General features: G+C 73.4%; 13 protein-coding genes and 1 pseudogene. 2 read left to right on the forward strand and 12 right to left on the reverse strand.

Translation table 11 applies throughout. The features are described 5' to 3' along the window. Positions 1-24: 24 nt before the first annotated feature. Positions 25-266: pseudogene (locus tag AB5J56_RS01115) on the forward strand (hypothetical protein); the annotation flags it as partial. Between the two features lie 101 nt (positions 267-367). Then, the gene (locus tag AB5J56_RS01120; protein ID WP_369229088.1) at positions 368-1480 is read left to right on the forward strand and encodes an alkene reductase; all 1113 of its coding nucleotides are present in this window, start codon (positions 368-370) and stop codon (positions 1478-1480) included. Positions 1481-1489: 9 nt separating this feature from the next. On the opposite strand, the gene AB5J56_RS01125 is transcribed toward AB5J56_RS01120, so the two are convergent. The 12 genes from AB5J56_RS01125 to AB5J56_RS01180 form a co-directional block, all read right to left on the reverse strand. Continuing rightward, positions 1490-1696 carry a hypothetical protein gene (locus AB5J56_RS01125; RefSeq protein ID WP_369229090.1) on the reverse strand — a complete coding sequence of 69 codons (207 nt, stop codon included), beginning with the start codon at positions 1694-1696 and terminating at the stop codon, positions 1490-1492. Positions 1697-2170: 474 nt separating this feature from the next. Next, positions 2171-2998 carry a class I SAM-dependent methyltransferase gene (locus tag AB5J56_RS01130; RefSeq protein ID WP_369229092.1) on the reverse strand — a complete coding sequence of 276 codons (828 nt, stop codon included), beginning with the start codon at positions 2996-2998 and terminating at the stop codon, positions 2171-2173. 773 nt (positions 2999-3771) lie between these two features. Further along, positions 3772-5322: an MFS transporter gene (locus AB5J56_RS01135; RefSeq protein WP_369229094.1), complete on the reverse strand. Its 1551-nt coding sequence runs from the start codon at positions 5320-5322 to the stop codon at positions 3772-3774. Positions 5323-5888: 566 nt separating this feature from the next. Beyond that, entirely contained in the window at positions 5889-6347 is a 459-nt protein-coding gene (locus tag AB5J56_RS01140) for a carboxymuconolactone decarboxylase family protein (RefSeq protein ID WP_369229096.1), read from the reverse strand. Positions 6348-6456: 109 nt separating this feature from the next. Next, positions 6457-7635 (reverse strand): FAD-dependent monooxygenase, encoded by a 1179-nt coding sequence (locus AB5J56_RS01145; protein ID WP_369229098.1) that lies wholly within the window; start codon positions 7633-7635, stop codon positions 6457-6459. 309 nt (positions 7636-7944) lie between these two features. Beyond that, positions 7945-9417, reverse strand: a complete 1473-nt coding sequence (locus AB5J56_RS01150) for an FAD-dependent monooxygenase (RefSeq protein WP_369229100.1) — start codon at positions 9415-9417, stop codon at positions 7945-7947. A 106-nt stretch (positions 9418-9523) separates the two neighbouring features. Next, a complete protein-coding gene (locus AB5J56_RS01155; protein ID WP_369229102.1) occupies positions 9524-11008 on the reverse strand; it encodes an FAD-dependent monooxygenase in 1485 nt (494 codons plus the stop codon). Positions 11009-11280: 272 nt separating this feature from the next. Then, the gene (locus AB5J56_RS01160; RefSeq protein ID WP_369229104.1) at positions 11281-12363 is read right to left on the reverse strand and encodes a ScyD/ScyE family protein; all 1083 of its coding nucleotides are present in this window, start codon (positions 12361-12363) and stop codon (positions 11281-11283) included. 157 nt (positions 12364-12520) lie between these two features. Continuing rightward, on the reverse strand, positions 12521-14005 hold the full coding sequence (locus AB5J56_RS01165; protein ID WP_369242317.1) for a lyase family protein: 1485 nt from the start codon (positions 14003-14005) through the stop codon (positions 12521-12523). 68 nt (positions 14006-14073) lie between these two features. Beyond that, positions 14074-16086 carry an FAD/NAD(P)-binding protein gene (locus AB5J56_RS01170; protein WP_369242319.1) on the reverse strand — a complete coding sequence of 671 codons (2013 nt, stop codon included), beginning with the start codon at positions 16084-16086 and terminating at the stop codon, positions 14074-14076. A gap of 1046 nt (positions 16087-17132) precedes the next feature. After that, complete coding sequence (locus tag AB5J56_RS01175; protein ID WP_369229106.1) at positions 17133-18389, reverse strand: cytochrome P450; 1257 nt, start codon at positions 18387-18389, stop codon at positions 17133-17135. Next, positions 18386-18574: a hypothetical protein gene (locus AB5J56_RS01180; RefSeq protein WP_369229108.1), complete on the reverse strand. Its 189-nt coding sequence runs from the start codon at positions 18572-18574 to the stop codon at positions 18386-18388. The genes AB5J56_RS01175 and AB5J56_RS01180 overlap by 4 nt, the downstream gene beginning before the upstream one ends. Positions 18575-18592: the final 18 nt, after the last annotated feature.

Below are 18592 nucleotides of genomic sequence, written 5' to 3' on the forward strand. Positions count from 1 at the left end.
TTCGCGGGGGCGCGTCGAGGGAGCCGGTCGCGGCGCGGCCTGCAGACACCGGTCCGTACCGACTCCGGCGGCGCCACCCATGACTTCGTCGCCTGGCTGACTGCTGATCGTGCGAGGAGCGAACGCCCTTGCTCCGGCGGGCAGTTGCGCTTGACCGGCGTCGACGCCGACGCCGGCGGCATGCGGCTCTCACCGCGTTCGCCGCCCACACCACCCACACCCCGATCGCGGTCATGGAACCGCGTCACCGTCAGCGGGCCCGCGCCTGCCCGAGGGCCGCATCAGCGCCTCCGCCGGGACAGCGTGGACCCCCTGCGTCGCAGACCTTCATCCCGTTTTCCTCCGTATTGCAGAAAGAAAGAAACCCATGACTGTCGACATCTCAGAAGTTTCGCCCGTTCCATCGCTTTTCTCCCCTGTCTCTCTCGGGAAGATCGAGCTCGCCAACCGCATCGTCATGGCACCGCTGACCCGGGTCCGGGCCGGTTCCTCCGGCATCCCCGGGGACCTGATGGTCGAGTACTACCGGCAGCGGGCGAGCGTCGGAATGATCATCACCGAGGGCACCTACCCCGACCACGCGTCGCAGGGGTATGTCGGTGAGCCGGGCATCGCCACCGACGAGCAGGCGGCCGGCTGGCAGCGGGTGTTCGAGGCGGTGCACGCCGAGGGCGGCCGCATCGTCCTGCAGATCATGCACGCCGGCCGCGGTACCCACGCCGACATCAACGGCGGCCGCCGCATCCTCGCCCCCAGCGCGATCGCCATCGACAACAAGACGTTCACCGAGAAGGGCGAGCAGCCCTACCCCCTACCGGAAGCGATGACCACTGCAGAGATCCGGGCAGCCCTGGAGGACTTCGTCGCCGCGGCCCGCCGGGCCGTCGAGGCGGGAGCGGACGGCGTGGAAATCCACGGTGCCAACGGCTACCTGCTCCAGGAGTTCCTCTCCCCGGCGGCCAACCAGCGCACCGACGGATACGGTGGCTCGCCGCGCAACCGCGCCCGCTTCGTCGTCGAGGTCGTCACTGCGGTCGCCCAGGCCGTCGGTGCCGAGCGGGTGGGGCTGCGGATCTCGCCGGAGGTCGACCTCGGGGACGTCTTCGAGACCGACCGGGACGACGTCCTGGCCACCTACGGCACCCTGATGGACCAGCTGCGCCCGCTGGGCCTGGCCTACCTCTCCGTACTGCACGCCGAGCCGGGCGGCGACCTTGTACAGGAGCTGCGGCGGCGCTTCGACGGCAAGCTGATTGTCAACAGCGGCCCCTTCGGGGGGCAGACCACCCGCGAGCAGGCGCTCCAGCAGATCGAGGCCGGCCACGCCGATGCCGTGGTCGTGGGCCGGGCCCTCATCGCCAACCCCGACCTGGTCGAGCGCTGGCAGGGCGGCCACCCGGAGAACGAGCCGCGGCCGGAACTGTTCTACGGGCCGGGCGCCGAGGGCTACACCGACTACCCCTTCCTCGAAGCGGCTTGAGGCCCACGGTCACGCCTGTCCATGCGGCAGCCCACTCACCCATGGACAGGCGCCCGACCGGCGACACCGCGCCCGCCCCTTTGAGCCCACGGTCACACCGGCGATCACCGGCTCGAGGACCGTCGGGTCCGTCAGGGCGTCGACGGTCCGCACGTTCCTGGTCAGCAGCCTGCGTTCGGTGACCTCGCCGAGCACATCGCTCTCGTGCGTGGCCACCGCGGCTGCCTTCGGCCACAGCTGACGCCTACGACAGTTTTCCGGCGGCGGCCCATCTTCCGTAAGGGGAGTCCTTCGCCGATATCCGTCCCCGCTGTACACCGGCGCCCCAACCGTCCAGCCCGAACGCTGGGAACGGGGGCGTATGAAAGGGGCTGTCGGCGGGGCGGGATCTGGGTCTGGACGGGGTGGTGGACTCCTTCACCCTGTCCTGCGACGAGGCGGGCTGGTTACGGAACAAAGGCGGCGCCACCAGGCTGGGCTTCGCCGTCCAGCTGAAATTTTGCGGCGGCGACCTCGGAGGCGGTTCACGAGATACTTGGCACCTGATGCGCCGCTCGTTAACGGCTCATCGGCCGTGGGTTCAGCGTGACTGAGGTGCTTTCACTGGGAACCCACGGCGTCTTCGGCAGGCAGGCATGAAAGTGCGGTGGGTCCGTTGCCGCTGAATCGGCAGACCCTTCACCGCTGGGCTCACTCGGCGCGCTGTCCGACACGGAGGACGCTCAGGTAACGGCGTGATGCTCGGTCGCCCATCCGCGTGCGGATGCGCTCGGCGATTGCGTCGAGCAGGGGCTCACGGACGTCGCGGTCGAGCCTCCGGTACAGCGACAACGAGCGAAGGTGATCGGCAAAGCCGTCCCCGTCGAACCACTGAACGGTCGGGTACCAGCGCACGATCGTTGAGCCGAACAATCCGCCGGGATCTTCGACCAGTCCCCAGCCCTCGTCGGTGGTGCGCACGTCGTCCTCCAGGGGCGGATGACCCCAGTCGGGGTTCCCGGGGCAGAACCGCTCGTGGAGATCGGCGGTCTTGGCGTACACCTCCGGCTCTCCCACTCGGCGGACAACGACGTTGCCGAGCAGTGCCATCCAGCCTGCGGGATGGAGCATGTCGTGCGCTCGCTGCCAGCCAATCGACGGGTCGACCCAGTGCCACGACGACGCAGCCACGAGGACATCGAAGCGTCGACCGCGGTCGTCCCACTCCTCGAACATCGACGTCTCGACTTCGACGTTGCCGAAGGTGGCGATCCGCTGGCGGGCGAGTGCGGCCATTTCTTCGCCCGGCTCGATGGCGGTCACTGAGCATCCGAGCGTTGCCAGCGAGCTCGTCGCCTGGCCGGTACCGCAGCCCACCTCCAGCACCGACGACCTTGCGTCCATGCCGGTGACGGTGACAAGGTCCGCGAACAGTTCGTCGGGGTATCCCGGCCGGACCCGGTCGTAGAGCTCGGGCACTTCGTTGAACACTCGGCCGAGGTCATGTCGATTCGGGCGCGTCTGCGGATCATCAGTCACGAGCGCACAAGCTATGAGGCGCGTCCACGGGGCGCCACTGGTTTGACGGCAGCTCCTCGACAGAAGCCGTGCCGGTCTTTTCTGTCTGCTCCGCCAGCGCCGTTCGGCCGGGGATCCCTTCACGGGCAGCCGTCAAGAGCGCCCGCTCTCCCTTCCGACCGCATCTCGGCGCTCTGCTCGATCTGGTCGTCGAGCAGGTTTTGGGCGATGGCCGCGTAGCGGCTCGCGGCGGTGTGGGACAGGTTGAAGACCAGGGCGAGATGCAGTGGGTCGGTGCCGGCGGTCAGTGCCTCGTGAAGTACCCGGTCGCCGCGGATGCGTTCGAGGTAAACGCCCTGGTGCAGCAGGTGCCGTTTAACGTATTCGGGGCTGACGGGCCCGGTTCCCAGGGCTGTCTTCGCGTTGATCAGGACGTACCGGTTGGGGGTCTTTGGCCAGGTGGCCCGGCGCTGGTCGAGCCAGGCCAGCAGGGTCTGGTGGGGCAGTTCGCCGAGCCGTTGGCCATGTGCTCACCCAACCGACGCCACCACTGGTCCAGGGCCCTTCACACCGGAGGGCCGTGGACTCATGCCCCCAGTGGACAACGGACAGAACAAAACCCCATCCATAACTTGGCCTGCGGCGCCGGCGGCTGTCCTACGGCGCCGGCGGCCGCGGCGGCCTGGACGGCGCAGCGGCGCCCGGCGGCGCCCTGGCCCACGCGCACCGGGACGCGGGAGGGCCCCGCCGCTCCCACAGGGGAGCCGCAGGGCCCTCGTAGGGCAGGTGCCGTTTTAGTGCTCGGCCTCGGTGGCCAGTACGGCTGCTGCGGGAGCCTCCGCCTGGGCCTGCGCCGGTGCCGGTGCCTGCTCCGGTGCCTCGGTGGCGGGCACGGTGTTCATGGACTGCTGGCCGCGCGGCATCAGGAAGGTGACCACCAGCAGGGCGACGAAGCCGAGGACGGCCGCCGACAGGAAGGCGTCGTGGTTGGCGGCCTCGTAGGCCTTCGTGATCAGGTGCGGGTTGCCCTTGGTGGCGGCCAGTTCGGCTGCGATGTTGTTGTAGGCGATGGTCGCCACGACCGCGAGGCCCAGGGCGCCGCCGGCTTCCTGACTCGTGTTGATCAGGCCGGCGCCCACTCCCGCTTCCTGGGGCGAGACGCCGACGAAGGCGGCGATCTGCAGGGTCACGAAGACCATGCCGCAGCCCAGGCCGAGCAGGATGAAGGGGGCCAGCAGGTCGACCGCGTAGCTGCCGCCGGCCGGGGCCCGGTACATCAGCAGCAGGCCGGCGACCGTCAGCCCGAGCCCCATGATCACCACGGGGCGGGCCGCCATCTTGGTGACCATGCCGGAGGCGATGCCCGCGCCGACCGCGACGGAGACGGCGAGCGGCACGTAGGCGAAGCCCGCCTTCAGCGGGGAGTAGCCGTAGACGTCCTGCATGAAGAGGCTGGCGAAGAAGAACAGGGCGCTGAAGGTGCCGAACACCAGCACGGCGGAGAGGTTGGCGACGCGCATGGTCTTGAGCCGGAAGAACCGCAGCGGCATCATCGGCGACGCGACCCTGGACTCGATCACCAGGAAGGCGGTGAGGAGTGCGGCCACGCCGGCCAGCGAGCCGATGGTGCGGGCGCTGCCCCAGCCGACGTTGGTGGCCTCACCGAGGGTGAAGATCAGCAGGAGCAGGCCGCCGGTGAGTGTCGCGGCGCCGAAGGTGTCGAACTGGCCGCGCTGTTCGGCCTTGCTCTCGGGCAGGATGCGCGGGGCGAGCAGGGCGGCGCCCAGGCCGATGGGCACGTTGATCCAGAAGATCCACTCCCAGCCGGGGCCGTCGGCGAGGACCCCGCCGAGGATCACGCCGACGATCGAGGCGATGCCGGAGAGCGAGCCCCACAGGCCCAGGGCCTTGTTGCGCTCGGGGCCTTCCTTGAAGGTGTTGGTCAGGATCGCCAGGGCGGCGGGGGTGACCATCGAGGCGCCCCAGCCCTGGAAGCCGCGCGAGACGATCAGCATGGTGCCGCTCTGGGCGAGGCCGGAGGCCAGCGACGCCAGCGCGAAGATGGTGAAGCCGATCTGGATCATCCGGCGGCGGCCGAAGGTGTCCGCCAGTCGCCCGCCGAGCAGCAGGAAACCGCCGAGTACCGTCGCGTAGGCCGTGACGATGTAGTTCAGGCTCACGTCGGACATGTCCAGGCCGTCCTGGATGGACGGCAGCGCGAGGTTCACGATCGACACATCGGTGAAGACCATGAACTGTCCCATGCACACGAAGGCCAGGATCGCCCCGGGATTGAAGTCCTTCCCGAGGCCTGACCGGCTCGTGGTGGAGTCGGGGGCAGCCATTGTGAAACTCCTCAACTGTGCTGGATCAGGTCATCGGGAGCGGTCCCCGACCAGGTCGGGTGCCCCGTGGGCCGGGGCATGCCCCCGGCCGCGGTTCCTACGGTCCGCGCACAGGACACTGCGGTCCGTGACGGCCATGGAAAGTACACAGGCTTCCGGTCGGGAACGGCTCGAATCCCGCTTGAGCGCCCCCGGCCCTGTGGGGGCCGGCGGGCCAGTCCGCCTCCCGCGCCGGGCCTGGCGTGGTCCGCAGCCTGCCGCCGGCGCCTCGAGGACGGCTTGAGAAACGGTCCAGGCCGCGCGGGCGAGGGGGCCGTGGCGGGGGTGGCGGGGGCAGGGGTGCGGCGGTGGTGCGCCGGCCTCGGCGGAGGCGGCCGTCAGGCCCCGGAGGGAATGTTCGGGCCGGTGCAAAGACCGGCCGGGAAAGGAGGGCCGGGCCCGAGAGAGAGGTCCGGTTGCGGGCGGGTGGCCCGCGGCGCCCGCCGGGCACGGCAGGGGGTGCGCCCGGCGGCTGCGGGGACGGGGGCCTGCAAGCGCTGCCGCGGCTGCGGCCGCGCGGGGTGGTGTCAGCCCCAGGTCGCGCCGGCCGGCTCCTTGATGGTGATGTTGATGCGGTTGAAGAAGTTCGTCGTGGCGATCATGAGGATCAGGGCGGACAGCTGCGCCTCGTCGTAGTGGTCGGCGGCCGCGTCCCACACGTCGTCCGGCACCGGGTTGGAGCGGTCGGTCAGCCGGGTGGCGGACTCGGCGAGCTCGAGTGCGGCCCGCTCGGCGTCGGTGAAGAAGTCCGTCTCGCGCCAGGCGGCCACGGCGTGCAGCCGCTCGTCGCTCTCACCGGCCTTCTTGGCGGTCTGCACCCCGGCGTGGACACAGGCGCTGCAGCCGTTGAGCTGACTCACCCGCAGATGGACCAGTTCGAGGGTCGTCTGCTCCACGCCGCCCTTGTGCATCGCCTTGTACAGCAGGGGGATGCCCTGCATCGCGTCGGAAAGGACCATCGCCGGGTTCTTCATACGTGCGCTCACGGTCGTGTCTCCTGGTTCGGGGATCCCTGTGATCCGGGGTCTCACTGCACTGACGTTTCCCGGACCAGGAATGTGACGGCCGCGCGGAGAAAGAATTTCAGCCCCGGTGCTACGCCGGCGGCAGTCCCGCCGCGGTCAGCTCCGCCGCCAGGTCGTAGCGCTGCACCCAGGTCACGTCGCTCACCAGTTCCCGCATGCCCGCTCCGCCCGCCAGGCGCTGCGCTCCGCCGCCGAGTGATCCCTGCCGTACCCGGGAGGTGTGGGCCAGGCGCAGTTCCTCGTAGCGGCGCAGCGCCGGGGCGGGGCCGTGCGGTCCCTGGCCGAGGTGGCTCAGGCAGGCGGCGAGGGCGGCCGCGTCCTCGATCGCCTGGCTGGCGCCCTGTCCGTGGTGCGGCAGCATCGGGTGGGCGGCGTCGCCGAGGAGGGTGGTGCGGGCGGTGCTCCAGTACGGCAGCGGCTCGCGGTCGTAGAGCGTCCAGTGACCGGCCTCGCCGGCGGCCTCCACGAGTTTGCGGGCGGCCGGCTCGAAGTCGGCGAAGGTGCGGCGCAGGGCGGCGAGGTCGGCGGGGCGGCTCCAGGAGTCGCCGTGGTCGGCGCGGTCGGCGACGACGGCGACGAACGCGATCCCGCGGCCGCAGCCCAGCGGGTGGGCCAGCAGCCGGCCGGCCGGGCCGGACCAGGTGAGCAGCGTGTCGGGGGGCAGGCCGGCGCAGGCGCCGGGGGCGACGAGCCCGCGGATCGCGGCGGTGCGGGAGAACACCGGACGCTCGGTTGCGGCGATGGTGCGGCGGGGCAGGGAGTGCACGCCGTCCGCGGCGATGACGACGTCCGCGCGCAAGTGTGCCCCGTGGGCGAAGTCGATCTGTACGCCGTCGTCGTCCTCGGTGACGGCGACGGCCCGGTGGCCGGTGTGCACCAGGTCGGCGGGGATCTGCCGGGCCAGCAGGCGGTGCAGGTCGGCCCGGTGCAGGGTGTAGTGCGCCCCGCCGAAGCGGTCCTGCCAGATGTCGCCCATCGGCTGCTGCATCAGCACCGTGCCGGTGTCCCAGGCCCGGACCTCCATGGCCTCGGGCCGGGCGGCGATCTCGCGCAGTTCCTCCTCCAGGCCCAGGCGGGCGAGCAGGCGGCTGCCGTTGGGGGCGAGGTGGATGCCGGCGCCGATCTCGGACAGGACGGGTGCCTGTTCGCAGACGTCGACGCGCAGTCCGGCCCGGCGCAGCGCGATCGCGGCGGTCAGTCCGCCGATGCCGGCTCCGATGACGGCGACGTGCAAGGTGTGCTCGCTCATGGGTCCTCTCCTCGATCGGCCCTTCATCGGCCCTTCATCGGCCCTTCGCCGGCGGCCGGGGCCCTGGCCGGCCCGGCCTCTTCATGCGAAGGGCGGCGCGGCCGCCGCTCGGATACGCGGTGGCCGCGCCGCCCGCTCCCGGGCCCGGCCGGCCGCGGCCGGATTCTCCGGCCGGGCGGCAAGGCGGTGGGGTGGCGCGGATGGCGCCGGTGTCCGGGCTGCCTGGCGTGGTGCGCGGCGCCCGGGGGTCGTCCGGGGCTATGACGATAGGGCCGCCCCGGCAGCCGGGACGGCCCTATCAAGTGGGGCTCAAGCGGTCCCGAACCAGCGCTCGAGCGCCCGCGTGAGGTCCGCGTCGTCGGGGGCGGCCCAGGCGATGTGGCCGTCGGGGCGGACCAGGACGGCGTGCAGCGCGTCGGGGCGCCCGGCCTCCTCGCCGGTGAAGTCGCCGGCGACGACGTCGAGGCGGCTCGCCCAGGGGGCGGCGATCTCGCGCAGCCGGCCGGCGTCGGGGGCGGCGGAGGTGAGGATCAGCAGGCCGCGGGCGGGGTGCAGCAGGCCGGCCACCGAGGAGGGGCTGCCGTCGGCCAGCTTGAGGGGCAGGTCGGGGCGCAGCCGCAGGCCCAGGCGGGGGTGGTGGCCCTCGCCCATGTCGTAGCGGATGTCGAGGCCGCTGACCTGGCCGGCCAGGTGGCGGGCGACGCCGGGGTCGGCGACGAGTTCCTGCATCACGGCGCGCAGCGGTTCCATCTCCTCGCCGCTGAGGTAGAGCTTGGTCTGGGCGCGGGTGTTGCGCATCAACTGCTGGCCGACGGGGTGGCGTTCGGCGTGGAAGGTGTCGAGCAGGCCGGGCGGGGCCCAGCCGTTGATGTCGGCGGCGAGTTTCCAGCCGAGGTTGGCGGCGTCCTGCACGCCCACGCTCATGCCCTGCGCGCCGGCGGGCATGTGGATGTGGGTGGCGTCGCCGGCCAGGAAGACGCGGCCGCGCCGGTACTCGGCGGCCTGGCGGGTGGTGTCGGTGAAGGAGCTGACCCAGCGCACCTCGGCGTCGTGGAGGTCCTCGCCGGTCATCTCCTGCCAGGCGTCGGCGATGACGGAGAAGGTCAGGCTGCTCTTGTCCTCGGGCGGGCGCAGGGATTCGTTGTGGATGACGATGCGGTCGACGCCGTTTTGCAGGTTGAAGGACATCACCATGCCGCCGGGGACGCGTTCGCCGATCGGGCGGCGGCGTACGTCCGCCCCCACCAGGTCGGCCATGTACATGCCGCGGGTGGGCTCCCAGCCGGGGAAGTCGATGCCGGCCAGGCGGCGCACCAGGCTGCGCGCGCCGTCGCAGCCCACCAGGTAGTGGGCGGCCAGTTCGCCGTAGCCGTCCGGGCCCTGGTACTCGACGACGACGCCGTCCGCGCTCTCGCGGTAGCCCAGGACCTCGTGGGAACGGCGCACGTCCACGCCGAGTTCGTCCACCCAGGCGCCGAGGATCTCCTCGGTGTGGAACTGGGGGATGCCCCGGACGCTGAAGTGGTTGTCCTCCAGCTGGGAGAAGTCGATGCGCACGCCGCCGAAGTGGCCCTGCGCCCATTCGACCTCGCCGAAGCGGGCGAGCAGTCCGCGCTGCTCGAAGACCTCCGCGGCGCGGCGGGTGAAGCCGACGCCGCGGGATTCGCCGCTGGGGGCGGGCAGTTGCTCGAACACGGTGACGTCGACGCCGCCCAGGCGCAGTTCACCGGCGAGCATCAGCCCGACCGGCCCGGCGCCGACGATGATTGCGCCCTTTGGCATGTCGTACTCCTCAAACAACGGGCTGCCGCCGGCGGGCGGCTGCCGGATCGGCTGCGGTCGGATCAGCTGCGGTCGGAAGGAAGGGATCCGCCAAGTGCCCGGGCACTCAGGCGGTGGGCTCGCCGAACCAGCGGGTGAGCGCCCCGGTCAGGTCGCCGGCGCCGCCGTCCGCCCACACGATGTGGCCGTCGGGGCGCACCAGGACGGCGTGCAGGGCGCCGGTGTCGTGGGCGTCCTGGTCGGCCCAGCTGCCGGTGACCACGTCGACGCGGCCGGCCCAGCCCTCGGCGGTGTCGGTGAGGGCGGCCGCGTCGGTGGTGCCGGCGGTGATGACGAGCACGCCGCGGGCGGGGTGCAGCAGTTCGGCGACCCGTACGCGGCTGCCGTCGGGGCGCTCCACGGCCCGGTAGGGGGCCAGCCGCAGGCCGAGCAGCGGGTGGCCGCCGTCGCCGACGTCGTAGCGCAGGTGCAGGCCGCTGACCCGGCCGGCCAGGTGGCGGGCGGCGGCGGGCAGTTGCACCAGTTCCCGCATCACGGCGCGCAGCGGCTCCATCTCCTCGCCGCTGAGGTAGAGCAGCGACATGGCGTGCACGTCGGTCATGAGTTTCTCGCCGACCGGGTGCCGCTCGGAGTGGTAGGTGTCCAGGAGGGTTTCGGGTGCGTGGCCGCGCAGGACGGCGGCGAGTTTCCAGCCCAGGTTGGCGGCGTCCTGCAGGCCGACGCTGACGCCCTGGGCGCCGAGCGGGGCGTGGTCGTGGGCGGCGTCCCCGGCCAGCAGGATCCGGCCCTTGCGGTAGTCCTCGGCAAGGCCGCTGGCGTTGGTCAGGGCGCACATCCACGACGCGTCGGCGTGGTGGATGTCCTCGCCGGTCAGCCGCTGCCAGGCGTCGGCGACCTCGGCGAAGGTGAGTTCGCCCTCGCCGTGGTGCGGGCGCACGCCGGGTTCGTGGATGACGATGCGGTCGACGCCCGGCTCCAGGGTGACCGAGAGGATCATGCCGCCGCCGGGGATGCGCTCGCCGATGGGCCGCATGCGCAGATCGGCGCCGACCACGTCCGCCAGGTACAGGCCCCGGGTGGCTTCCTCGCCGGGGAAGGCGATGCCGGCCAGGCGGCGCACGGTGCTGCGGCCGCCGTCGCAGCCCACCAGATAGGCGGCCGTCTCCTCCAGCGGGCCGTCGGGGGTCTCGAAGCGGGCGACGACGCCGTCGTCGGTCTCGGTGAAGCCGGTCAGCTCGCAGCCGCGGCGCACCTCGACACCGAGGTCGCTCACCCAGGCGCCGAGCATGTCCTCGGTGGCCGACTGGGCCAGGCCCATCACCCCGAAGTGGCTCTCCTCCAGCAGCGAGAAGTCGATGCGGACACCGCCGTAGTGGCCCTGCTTGCCCCAGCGGATGTCGCCGAGCCGCTCCAGAAGGCCCCGCTGGTCGAAGATCTCGGCGGTGCGGCTGGTGAATCCCAGGCCGCGCGACTCACCGCTGGGGGCGGGCAGTTTGTCGTAGACGACGACGTCCGCGCCGCCGAGCCGCAGCTCGCCGGCGAGCATCAGACCGACCGGGCCGGCTCCCACGATGATCGCACCGTGTGCCATGTCGACTCCTCACGCAGGTGGATGGGCACCAGAAAAGCCCACCGCGGTGGACGGGCGGTGCAGCCCGGCTCAAGAGGCCCCGGCCACCCCCGGGGACCGGGACCGCAACGGCCCGGCGCGGGACCGGGGACGGGACCGGAGCGACCCGGGACGGGGCCGGGGCCGGGCAGCGGACGGCGGACGGCCCCGCCGGTCGGGGGAGGCCGGCGGGGCCGTGATCAGGGGCGCGCACCCGGCACGCGGCACGCTCGCAGCAGCGGGTCAGTAGCAGGTCAGTAGTGGACGCGGACCAGCTGGCCGTCGTTGCCGGTGGAGTTGTTGGTGACGTAGAGGGCGCCGTGCGGGCCGGTGGCCAGGCCGGTGGGCGTGTTGAGCTGGTCGCCGGTCGGTATCTCGGTGACCGTCTTCGTCTTCACGTCGATCTTCGAGATGCTGCCCGGCAGCGGCGGGCCGGCCTGGAAGCCCTGGGTGAAGGAGAGTGCCAGCAGGTTGCCGTGGCAGTCCACGGCCAGGTCGATCAGGTTGCTCAGGCCGGTGACGAGGACCTCGGGCGCTCCGCCCGGGGCGATCTTCCAGATGCGGGCGGAGCCGGTGACGGTGCCGCTCATGTCGGCGAAGTAGACGGTGCCGTCGGGGGCGGTGACGATGCCGGTGGGCACGCCCTCGGCGACCCGCGAGGGGGTCGCGTTGGTCGGCACCACGAACTCGGTGGAGGTCGCCCCCTTGGCGGCGGTGCGCACGAGGGTGTTGCCGCCGGCGTCGGTGACCAGGAAGCCGCCGCCGCTGCGGGTCAGTGACCAGGGGTTGGCGTGGACTTCGCCGCCGTCCGGGTTCAGCCGGGTCTCGTGGTCGGTCAGGTCTCCCAGGATCCTGCCGTCGCGGGTGCGGAAGACCGTGCCCAGCGTGGCTGCCTCGGGGCCCAGCGCGGCGCGGGTGGCGGTGGTGCCGCCGAGACCGCTTGCGACGTCGTAGCCGCCGCCGGGGTCGGCCAGGACGTCGGTGGGGCCGGTGACGTCGCTCTGGGTGCCGCCGGCCGCGCCCTTCCCGGTGGACGCGAGCCCCGTCACCACCCGGCCCTTGAAACTGCCCTTGACCTTGTAGATCGCACCGGTCTTGCCGACGCAGCTCTGCCCCTCGGGGCAGCCCGGAAGGCCCTCGCCGGCCTCGGCGACCAGGACCGTGCCGTCGGACAGGACGGTGATGCCGTGCGGGCTCTTCAGCCCGGACGCGATGACCTCCAGCGTCGCCGTGGTGCCGGCGTGCGCGGCCGGAGCGGCGAGCAGCGGGGCGGCGACGATGCCCGCCGCTCCGGCCGCCACCAGCGCTTTTCTGAAGGAGCTGCGTGAAATCGACATGGATTCTCCCTGACTGAGGTCAGCTCCCCGCAATTCTGGGGCGGATACGGAATCCGCTCCCGGAAGAGGGGAGGAAAAAGGGGTTCATATAACTTCAGAAAACCAAAGAGGAACTGAATTGCGGGAATATTCGAGTGCGGCTCCAGGGCTTTTCCAGCTAGGGAACAGATTGAATAGAGGGCGGAATTTCCGGGAAGGGCGGGATTCCTTGTGTGGCGGGTTCGGCGGGATGTCCCAGGGCCCGGTCGACCAGCGCGCCGGCCAGGCCGGTGCCGGCGGCCGGGTCGAGCAGGGCGGCCAGCTGCCGGGGGGTCAGCAGGCCGTGCAGTTCGGGGAGTTCGGCCAGGACGTCGGCCAGCGGGCGGCAGGCGTCGGCGGCGGCCCGCGACGCCCGCGTCAGCAGGTCCTTGGCCGCCGCCCGGCCCAACTGGGGGGCGAGCGCGGCCGCGACGCGCTCGGAGGCGATCTGCCCGCCGGTCGCCTGAAGGTTGGCCCGCATCCGCTCCGGCCGGACGGTCAGGCCCGCGGCCAGTTCGGCGGCGGTGTGGGCCGCTCCCCCGGTCAGCCGCAGGCATTCGCGCAGCGGCTGCCATTCGGCATGCCAGCCGCCGGCCGACCGCTCGTCCTCGCCCGTCAGGCACTGCGCCAGGACGGCGGCCAGCGCGGGCACCTGAAGGGCCGCGGAGCGGATCAGCGTGGCCAGCACGGGGTTTTGTTTGTGCGGCATCGCCGAGGAGGCGCCGCGCCCGGACGCTGCCGGCTCGGCCACCTCGCCGACCTCCGTGCGGGCCAGCACCAGCACATCGGCGGCGATCTTGCCGAGGACGCCGGTGGTGTGCGCGAGCGCCGCGCCCAGGTCGGCGACGGGCGTGCGCAGCGCGTGCCAGGGCAGCACCGGCACGGCCAGGCCCGTCTCGTCGGCGAACGCCTCGAGGAGGCCGGTCAGCAGCGCCTCGGGGCCGGCGCCGGGGCCGGCGTGGTGCGCATAGCCCGCCAGCGTGCCGGCCGCCCCGCCCAGGGACACCGGCAGTCCGCAGTCCAGGATCCGCTGCAGCCGCGCCTGGGCGTCCAGGACGCCCTGTCGCCAGCCGGCCGCCTTGAGGCCGAAGGTGGTGGGCACGGCGTGCAGGGCCAGGGTGCGGCCCGCCATCACCGTGTCCCGGTGCCCGGCGGCCAGCACCGCCAGCGAGGCGGCCACCGCCCGCAGATCCTCCACGATCAGCCCAAGCGCCCGCGCGGCCACCAGCATCGCCCCGGTGTCGAAGACGTCCTGGCTGGTGGAGCCCCGGTGGACGTACTCGGCGGCCTGCGGCGTCTCGGCGGCCACGACCGCACCCAGCGCCGCGACCAGGCCCACGACCGGGTTCGCCGTCTCCCGCGCGGCCAGCGCCAGGCGGCGCAGGTCCAGCTTCTCGGCGCGCGCCGCGGCCGTGATCGCCGCCGCCGCCCAGCCGGGCACGGTGTGGCATCGCGCCTGCGCGCGGGCCAGCGCCGCCTCCGCGTCCAGCATCGCCTGCAGCCAGGCCATGTCCCCCACGGCCGCCTCGACGGGGGTGCCCGCACGGACCGGGGACAGCAGCCCGGCGTCCAGGCAGGCCGCACCCTCACCCGCCAGCTCCAGTGCCGGTGCCGCCGGGGCCAGTGCCGCCGGGGCGGGGGCGGGTGGCGCCGGGGCCGGTGCGGGGGCGGGCCGTTGGGCGCGGGCCGCCCTCACGCCGCCTTCCCCGCCGTCGTCGTGGTGGTGGTGCCCAGGGCCGTCACGGCCGCGGCGAACGCCGCCGGCGCAGCCGGCTCCGCGACGGCCGGGGCGGCCAGCGCGAGGACGGCCGCCGCGATGGCGTCGGAGTCCTCCAGCGTGACCGAGCCGACCCCGGGCCGGATGCCGGCCGCGGTGACCCAGTGCACCGACTCGGTGGGCACCCCGTAGGCGAAACGCCGCCCATGCGGCACCCCCCGCCCGTCCAGCAGCCGGTAGGGCCGCTCGGACACCGCGAGGCCCCCGGTCTCATAGCCCTCGCCGCCGCTGCCCTCGATGCGGTGCGGCCGGCACTGCCCGCTGCGCAGCAGGGCGCGCATCAGCGGATCCGCGGTGCGCCGCAGGTCGATCTCCGGCAGCCGGGCCTCGATCAGCACCCCCGCCCGCACCCGCACGTCCCCGATCTGCGCGGACGTGCCGGTGAAGCAGGGTCCCCCAGGAGCGTCGGGGTCCGCCTCCACGTGCAGGCCGGGACCGGTGACCTCCAGGATCCCGGCGTCCATCAGCGCGGCCATCTCCTCGATCCGCGCAGCGGGCGGGCCGATCGACAGATAGGCGTTGAGCGGCGTGTACCAGCCGTCCAGCTCCTCGCGGTGCGAGTCGGCGTCCAGTCCTCCGTGATCGACCGCGAGCCGCACCTCGTTGCGCAGGTCCCGCAGCACGTCCAGCGCCGCCTTGAACGGGCCGCTGACATTGCCCCGCCTCGCCTCGCGCACATCGTCGTCGAGATAGCCGCGCAGCCAGCTGCGGAAGGCCGCCCGGTTCTCGAAGACCCGGCGGCCGTAGGGGCGGGCCACCAGCTCCCAGTCCCAGCGCTCCTGGGGGGCGATGCCGGCCTCCCTAAGCAGCCGCTCCTCCCCGTCCGGCGCCGCCGCCAGGTAGCGGCGGGCGAACTCGGCGATGCGGGCCGGCTCCTGACGGCCCGCCAGCAGCGTCTCGTAGTAGACGCAGCTGACCTCCTTCGCGATCAGCGGCCACAGGTCGCGGCCGAACCGCACCGGCCGCCGCGCCGCCGCACGCAGCGCGGCGCTGCGCTCGGCGGTCAGCAGCCGGGGCAGGTAACGGCCGTGCGGGCCCTTCTCGTTCTCGCCGCGCGCCTGGTAGGGCACCCCGCGCCGGGAGCCGGCGTACAGGCGCGGCTCGCGGCCGGAGGGCCGGTAGACCAGCCGGCCCTCGCCGTCGCGGGCGAAGACGCCGCCGCGGGCGTGCGTGAACAGCGCCATGTAGTCGAAGAAGTTCAGGCCCAGCCCGCGCAGCAGCACGCTCTCGCCGGCCGCCACGCCCGACAGGTCCACGTCGGCGGGGTTGGCCGGGGCGATGTAGGTCAGGCGGTGGCGGGCGGCGAAGGCGGCCAGGTCCCGCTCGGTGTCCGACAGGGCGGCCGGCACGTGGCCCTGTGCCAGCACCACCGCCGCCAGCCCGTCCAGCCGCGTGCCGTCCTCCAGCACCACGCTCTGCGCCCCCGTACCGGCCGGGCCGGTGGCGTCCTCCTCCACCGCGATCGCCCGCACCGGGTGCACCTGCACGGTGACGTGCGCCGGCGCGTTCGCGGTGACCTGCTGGAACACCCACGCCAGGTACTGGCCGTACAGGGCGCGCGTGGGATAGGTGTCCGCCCCCAGGTCCCGGGCCTCGGCGAGCGTCTCGTCGTCGTAGGCGAGGCCGCCGCCCAGCGTCAGCGCGCTCGGCCCCAGCGCCTTCGCCCACTGGTACAGGCTCGGGCCCTCCTCCAGCGGCCCCTCGATGGTGACGCTGGCGTCGGTGTAGAGCGTCACCTGCGAGGCGACGGTGTTCATCAGCAGATGCCTCGACTGCGCGGGCCGCCACACCATGCCGGAGCCGGGCGGGCCGGGATCGACGACGTGCACGGTGAGGCGGGAGACGCGGGGCGACTTCCGTTCCTGGGCGCACAGCCTCTCCAGGACGGACAGTCCGCGTGGTCCGGCCCCCACGAGGCACACTTGCATACGTCCGCTGCTCACAAGGACACTCCGCTCGGCAGTCGGGGGCGACGGGGCCGCACGGCCGCGTCGGCGACGGTGGTGCACACGGCGCCGCCCCCGAAGGTCTTGGTGGGTTCCCGACGTTGGGGGCACAACAGAGCGGCCGCCGTCCTCCGCGGCCCCGCAGGGCCCTCGGTGACCGGCGGCCTCGCAGGTCCTGCGGCATGCGGCAAGCCGCCCGGGCCGCACACGTGCGTACCGTCCACAGCGCCTCCTTCCGCCGCCACCGTCGGCCGCGACGCTCAACCAGGGCTGGGATTTTGCTGGAGAAGCCCGCCGCCGGGCGGCCCTACGGCGTGCGGGGACGCCCTGCGGGCGGCGGCGGACGCGCGGGCACGGGCCGCGGTCCGCGGCGGCGGTGACGGGAGGTCAGCCACCTGCGCGGGCACGGGCGCGGGCGCGGTGGCGGTGGCGGGGTGGTCAGGGCAGGAGGCGGGGCAGCCGGCCGGTGCCGGACCGGCGTCAGGACGCCGGGCCGGTCGGGGGGCCTGCCCAGCGAAGCCCCCTGGGTGGTGATCCGCGCGGGCGCGGCGGGGGGCCGCCAGCAGCAGCGCCGGGCCCCGGTAGCGGGCGCGCTCGGCGCCAGGCCACGGCGTGGGCGGCAGCGCCGCCGTCAGGGCCGGCGCGAGCACACCGCACCGTCACCGCCGGCACGGGCGCCGGCGGTGACGGTGCGGTGTGCCGTCCGCGACCGGGGGCCGCCGGTCATCGCGGGCATGGCCGCCCCGGCCGGGGCCCGGCGGGTGGGCCGGGACGCGGCCGGCCCGCGGCGCCGGGCAGGTGTGTGCACGGCGGCCGCAAGATCCCTGCGGCCGGATGATCCGGCGCCGGCGGGAAGGCTGGGCGGTGCTGCCGAAAGTGTGGCGATCCTCTGCCGCTGCCGACGACGGTGGATGCCGTGTGCCGCCCGACCCGGCCGCCGGACCGTGCGGCCGGCGCCGACCGTGAAACCGGCGGCCGCCCGTTGCGGGTCCCGGACCGGAACGGGCGGCCGCCGGCGTGCGGCCCGGTCAGTCCAGCGCGACCGGGATCGACTCGTGCCGGTACAGCTGCAGGCCGGGGGTCCGGATGGGGGTGCCGGCCAGGCGCAGGCGGGGGTAGCGGCCGTAGAGGCGGCGGAGGATCTCCTCCATCTCCAGCCGGGCCAGCGCCGCGCCCAGGCAGTAGTGGACGCCCAGGCCGAGGTTCAGGGGGCGGGCGTCCGCGCGGTGCAGGTCGAGCCGGTCCGGGTCCGGGAAGCGGGCCGCGTCGCGGTTGGCCGCGCCCAAAAAGACGATGGTGCCGGTGCCCGCGGGGATGTGGACGCCTTCGATCTCCACGTCCTCCAGCGCCATCCGCCGGGTGGCCTGCACCGATCCGTCGAAGCGGCCCAGTTCGTCGATCACCGGAGCGAGTTTGTCCGGCGCGGTGGCCAGGACGCTCTGCAGTACGGCCAGTTGGTCGGGGTGCTCGGCGAGGGTGACCACCGAGTTGCCGACCAGTCCCGCGGTCGTCTCGAATCCGGACCCGAAGATGAACGCGAGCAGGTCGACCAGTTCCTGTTCGCTGAGCCGGTCGCCGTCGGCGTCGCGCACCGCGATGAGCGCCGACAGGAGGTCGTCGCCGGGCGCCTTCCTGCGCTCGGCGACCAGAGCGTGGAAGTAGTCCAGGACGTTCAGGTAGGCGGCGTCGGCCTCGGCCAGCGCCTCGGGTGAGACCGCGACCTCGAAGACGACGCTGGCTTTGCGTATCCAGCCGTCGAACGGGCCGAGGTCCTCCTCCGGCACCCCCACCAGGCGGGCGATCGTCCCCATCGCCACCGGCAGGGCCAGCAGCGAGGGGATGTCGGCCACGTCGCCGCGGGCGGCGTGCTCGGCCATGGTGTCCAGGGCCCGTTCGGTCAGCTGGGCGGTGTAGGGCCGTACCTGCTCGATCTGGCGGACGTTGAACGCCCGCGCCACCAGCCCCCGCAGCCGCGTGTGGTCGGGGTTGTTGGCACCGGCCAGCGAGGAGAAGACGCTGACCAGCAGCGGACTGTCCCGCCAGCCCGGCTGGTTCTTGTCGAACCACTCCGCGCCCACCGTGCCGAACTTCTCGCCGGACAGCACCGCGCAGGCCGCGTCGTAGCCGGTCACGAACGCGCCGCCGAGTGCCTCGCTCACCCGGACGGGCGCGAGGGCGCGCAGCCGGGCGTAGCCGGGGAAGGGGTTGCGCTGCCCTTCCGGGCTGAACAGCTGGAACAGCTCGGCGTCGGCGGGGTGGACCGCTGCCGGCTCGTCCGCGGTCACCGGGCACCTCCGCCCACTGCGGCGCCCTGCACGTCCTGCATGTCGTGTGCGTCGTGTGCGGGGTGTGCGGGGTGCGGCAGCACCGGCCGCGGCGTGGGGCCGGCGCCCCGGGCCCGCGCGGTCCGGGGGCCGGTGTCCTTCTCGGCCGTGCGGCCGCCGGGGACCGCCAGGAAGTGTGTCGTCATTGTGTGTCCTCCGGGTGC

The organism is Streptomyces sp. R21, assembly GCF_041051975.1.
GTDB lineage: Bacteria > Actinomycetota > Actinomycetes > Streptomycetales > Streptomycetaceae > Streptomyces.

Coding starts and splice junctions, on each gene's coding strand:
- AB5J56_RS01150 (WP_369229100.1), bottom strand. CDS start 9,417: ATGCCAAAGGGCGCAATCATCGTCGGCGCCGGGCCGGTCGGGCTGATG.
- AB5J56_RS01145 (WP_369229098.1), bottom strand. CDS start 7,635: ATGAGCGAGCACACCTTGCACGTCGCCGTCATCGGAGCCGGCATCGGC.
- AB5J56_RS01180 (WP_369229108.1), bottom strand. CDS start 18,574: ATGACGACACACTTCCTGGCGGTCCCCGGCGGCCGCACGGCCGAGAAG.
- AB5J56_RS01170 (WP_369242319.1), bottom strand. CDS start 16,086: ATGCAAGTGTGCCTCGTGGGGGCCGGACCACGCGGACTGTCCGTCCTG.
- AB5J56_RS01120 (WP_369229088.1), top strand. CDS start 368: ATGACTGTCGACATCTCAGAAGTTTCGCCCGTTCCATCGCTTTTCTCC.
- AB5J56_RS01160 (WP_369229104.1), bottom strand. CDS start 12,363: ATGTCGATTTCACGCAGCTCCTTCAGAAAAGCGCTGGTGGCGGCCGGA.
- AB5J56_RS01135 (WP_369229094.1), bottom strand. CDS start 5,322: ATGGCTGCCCCCGACTCCACCACGAGCCGGTCAGGCCTCGGGAAGGAC.
- AB5J56_RS01155 (WP_369229102.1), bottom strand. CDS start 11,008: ATGGCACACGGTGCGATCATCGTGGGAGCCGGCCCGGTCGGTCTGATG.